The organism is Microcystis sp. M53603_WE2, from assembly GCF_030065435.1.
Genome location: NZ_JASJFF010001029.1, coordinates 1 through 3,567, shown reverse-complemented (window position 1 = coordinate 3,567; position 3,567 = coordinate 1). Strand labels below are relative to the sequence as shown.

General features: G+C 41.7%; 3 protein-coding genes. 1 reads left to right on the top strand and 2 read right to left on the bottom strand.

The window, feature by feature from the left end; translation table 11 throughout:
• Positions 1–484: 484 nt before the first annotated feature.
• Both PX481_RS21735 and rfbF read right to left on the bottom strand, forming a co-directional pair.
• On the bottom strand, positions 485–766 hold the full coding sequence (locus PX481_RS21735; RefSeq protein WP_002756778.1) for a GDP-mannose 4,6-dehydratase: 282 nt from the start codon (positions 764–766) through the stop codon (positions 485–487).
• The gene (rfbF, locus tag PX481_RS21730) at positions 751–1,581 is read right to left on the bottom strand and encodes a glucose-1-phosphate cytidylyltransferase (RefSeq protein ID WP_002756779.1); all 831 of its coding nucleotides are present in this window, start codon (positions 1,579–1,581) and stop codon (positions 751–753) included. Before rfbF ends, PX481_RS21735 begins: the two co-directional genes overlap by 16 nt.
• 348 nt (positions 1,582–1,929) lie before the next feature.
• Between rfbF and PX481_RS21725 the strand changes: the two genes are divergently transcribed.
• Entirely contained in the window at positions 1,930–3,501 is a 1,572-nt protein-coding gene (locus PX481_RS21725) for a hypothetical protein (protein ID WP_288095931.1), read from the top strand.
• Positions 3,502–3,567: the final 66 nt, after the last annotated feature.

Genomic DNA, 3,567 nt, shown 5'->3' with positions numbered 1-3,567 from the left:
GCTCCAGCTACATCAAATGTTCCAAAAAAATATAGAAGAGTTAATGCAAATTAGCCGCTATCGGTTGAAGGATTACATCAAAGGACAAAGAGCGATATCGCTTGCCCTATCTACCTTCTAGCTCGCTTGTCCCCCTCTCAGCTATTTGAGTGAAGCAGGAATTATTTGTTAGGGAAACTTCGCCTGTCAATCGATCACAATCAAAAGCCCCTAATACGGCTGCAAGATCGATAAAAGGGCTTTTAACCGCAGGAACCCCTAGTTTCCTCCAAAACTTGTGATAGGGAACAAAAAAATTAGCTAGATACAATAACCCAAAATATCCTAAGAGTGCAGCAACTACCAAAAATCTGCCATCAATTTTTGATTGCTTTTTGAGCATTTTCCTAATCTGGATATGTATTGAATTTACTATGTCCACTTAGTGCCTCCTGCTATTAAAGGATTGATTATCTGTCAATGACTTGAGTTCGGTATAGGACGCTCATTGCGCCGCTAAATGAAAGACTACATCCGGTCGCCATGAAGCGATTAAACGAGCCACTAACTCAGCCGCTCGAATATCTCCTATATGCTGACTCAGGTTTTGAGCTAAGTCTAATTGCTCAAATAAGGCGGGGGTGGTATTGGGAGCTAAACTGAGGCCTTTTACCGCTGCCCCCAAATGGAGTAACCAAAAAGCCAGCCAAGACCCCTTAAAGCCAGTATGACCCGTGATAAAGACCTTTTTGCCCGACCAAAATGCTTCCTTTACCATATTTTCCATCTAGCTTGTCCAGTGTCATAAAGGTGATTGAGCATTTCCATTTCTCGGTAAGTATCCATACACTGCCAAAACCCTTCATGCTTATAGACGGCGAGTTCTCCCAAAGCAGCCAGGGTTCTTAGGGGCTGTGCTTCAAAAGTCGTCGCATCTCCCTCAATTAAATCCAAAACCTTGCGATTTAAGACAAAATAGCCCCCATTAATCCATCCTTCAGATGTTTGGGGCTTTTCTTGGAACTGACTGACTAGATTATCTTCAATCACTAACTCGCCAAAGCGAGAAGGAGGACGAACCGCCGTCAAGGTGGCTAATTTACCATGAGAGTAATGGAAATCCAACAGATCCGCAATATTCACATCACAAACCCCATCCCCATAGGTGGCTAAAAAGATATCACTTCCAGTTTGATCTATATAAGAGGTGAGACGTTTAAGACGGCCTCCGGTCATGGTTTCCTGTCCCGTATCAACTAACCAAATACGCCAGTCTTCTTCATCATGTCCACTATCGAGTTTGGTCACTTTTTTATTGCCTAACTCTAAGAGGACATCACTTTGATTCCAATCATAGCTAAAGAAATAGTCCCGGATTATTTCCCCTTTATACCCTAGACAGAGCATAAAGTCAGTTAAGCCATAGTGGGCATAAGTTTTCATGATATGCCAAATAATTGGCCGATTTCCGACAGCAATCATCGGTTTAGGTCGAAATTCGGTTTCTTCCCGCAGTCGGGTTCCTTTGCCACCACACAAGATAGCCACGGGAATGTTAGACTTATAGTCCTTAACTGTTAAACTGACCGATTGTATTACCATTAGATTATATAGTGAAGGGTCTTGAGAGTGACATCATCTTATCGAGGCAGTTTAACACGGGATTCCTGATTGTGTCCAAGATCTGTCTAAAAAAAATTTTGTTAAGCGAGTGTACCCAGTTTATTGCTAAACAGGCTCTTAAATCCTATAGCAGTTATCTTTATGGTGAGGTACGAAGTTTTCGTTTTGGGGAGTCGGCCAGTAATGCTAAATCAGGTTATACTTCATCTTTAACGCTATAATTCTGACCGAGTAGGACTAGAAATTCGTGCTACCATGCGAAGATAAATATTCGGGTATACGGTCACGAAGCTACCAGACAATTTTAGGATAAAAATACCGACACTTATGGGGAAATCAATCAATAAAGTCCGAGTAACGGCACTGATTTTAGGGATTCTAGCGATCGCCTTTGCCTTTTTCACCAGGATTGTCAGTATCTTTGAATACGTTACCTTCGATATCGGACCGGATCCGGATCAGATTACCATTGGTTATATTTGGATGGATATGTGGAAGGGAAACTTTCCTCAATTGGGACTTGCGGGTGGGGGTGGAAAATATGGATTCGCAATTCCCCCCCTCTATATTTATTTAGGGTTTCCCCTGACAATTTTCGGTACCGCTCCCGAATTTCAAGTCCTTACCAATGGACTATTTTCTTTTCTATCGATTCCCCTCTTAATCTACTTTGTTTATCAACTTTTAGAAAATGTAGAACAAGATAAACGTCTTCTCCTGTCCAGTTTGGCAGGATTTTGGTATAGCACGATCTATGCGGACTATTTCATTAATAATTTTTCCTGGTGTCCTAGCCCAATACCCTTTTTCCTGCTCGTTTTTGCTTTACTCTATCGTTTCCAGATGGAAACGAGTAAGCCGCTGCTCTATCAGGCTATAGCTTGGATATTCTTCGGGATTACCGTCGCTATATTGGTGAGTTTACACACCACCACGATGTTAATTATCCCAGTGACTTGTGTTATCGCCTCTCTAGGGTTTGTTTATCGAAATCGCAAGAATACTCGTAAATGTCTTTTGCCTTTTCTATCGATTCTCTCCGCAAATCTCGCCTTAGTTATGTATTGGTACAGTGAGATAGTTCGGAATTTCGCCAATACGAAAGGACTGGTGAGAGCGCTCACGGAGAAGGGGGCGAGCGGTGAACCATCGAGTAATCTGTTCACTCGTCTATTTAAAGCGATTTGGGAAACGGTTTATCTGGGTAATCAAGTGTTTTTTTTGAATGACAATATATCGATTTTCAATGTCGTAGTTTCGGCTATTTTTTTCGGCATTTCTCTATACATAGTCATCAAAAAATATCGAGGCAATAAAACACTGATCGGCTTTTTTGCGATCACTTGGATAATTTTTCTCTACGCTTCCTCTAATTATCCTGATGAGCATTTTTATTCCCATCGTAAAATCTTACTCTGGTTTGCTCCTATCCTCTTGGCGATCGCTAGTCTGGCCTATCTAAACTTTACTAAGACTTTCGACAGGATCCTCGGTCTAGTTCTAGCAATTATCATCGGCTATTCTATCGCAACTAATCTCTATTTCAATCAACGTTATCTTGCCAGTAAATACGGTTCCGAAAGACTCCTATCCGTGGCCGATACAGTGGAAATTATCAATCAGATTCCGGTCGGTTCAACCCTTTGTGATCCGGCCAAGAAAGGCAAAAGAAAAGAGCATGGTCAGTATGATTATATCGATACCTTTATGACCAAAAGAGAGCTAACGATAACCAATGCCTGCCCATCGGGTAGTTATTATATACAGCCGAAATTTAAAATGGCTATCCAAATGAACGATTTATTTCCAATTTTTACCCTCGTCAAAACTCCCCCTCTCGAGCGCCCGATCACTCCCCTTCTTGAAACCCCAGAAGCCTATCTCTATAAAATCGAGTAGCAATAACTCCACCGTGATAGCGCAATTTGCTGGGGATATTCTTAGGAAGTTTTCCTTTTGGGGAGT

Coding starts and splice junctions, on each gene's coding strand:
- PX481_RS21735 (WP_002756778.1), bottom strand. CDS start 766: ATGGAAAATATGGTAAAGGAAGCATTTTGGTCGGGCAAAAAGGTCTTT.
- rfbF (WP_002756779.1), bottom strand. CDS start 1,581: ATGGTAATACAATCGGTCAGTTTAACAGTTAAGGACTATAAGTCTAAC.
- PX481_RS21725 (WP_288095931.1), top strand. CDS start 1,930: ATGGGGAAATCAATCAATAAAGTCCGAGTAACGGCACTGATTTTAGGG.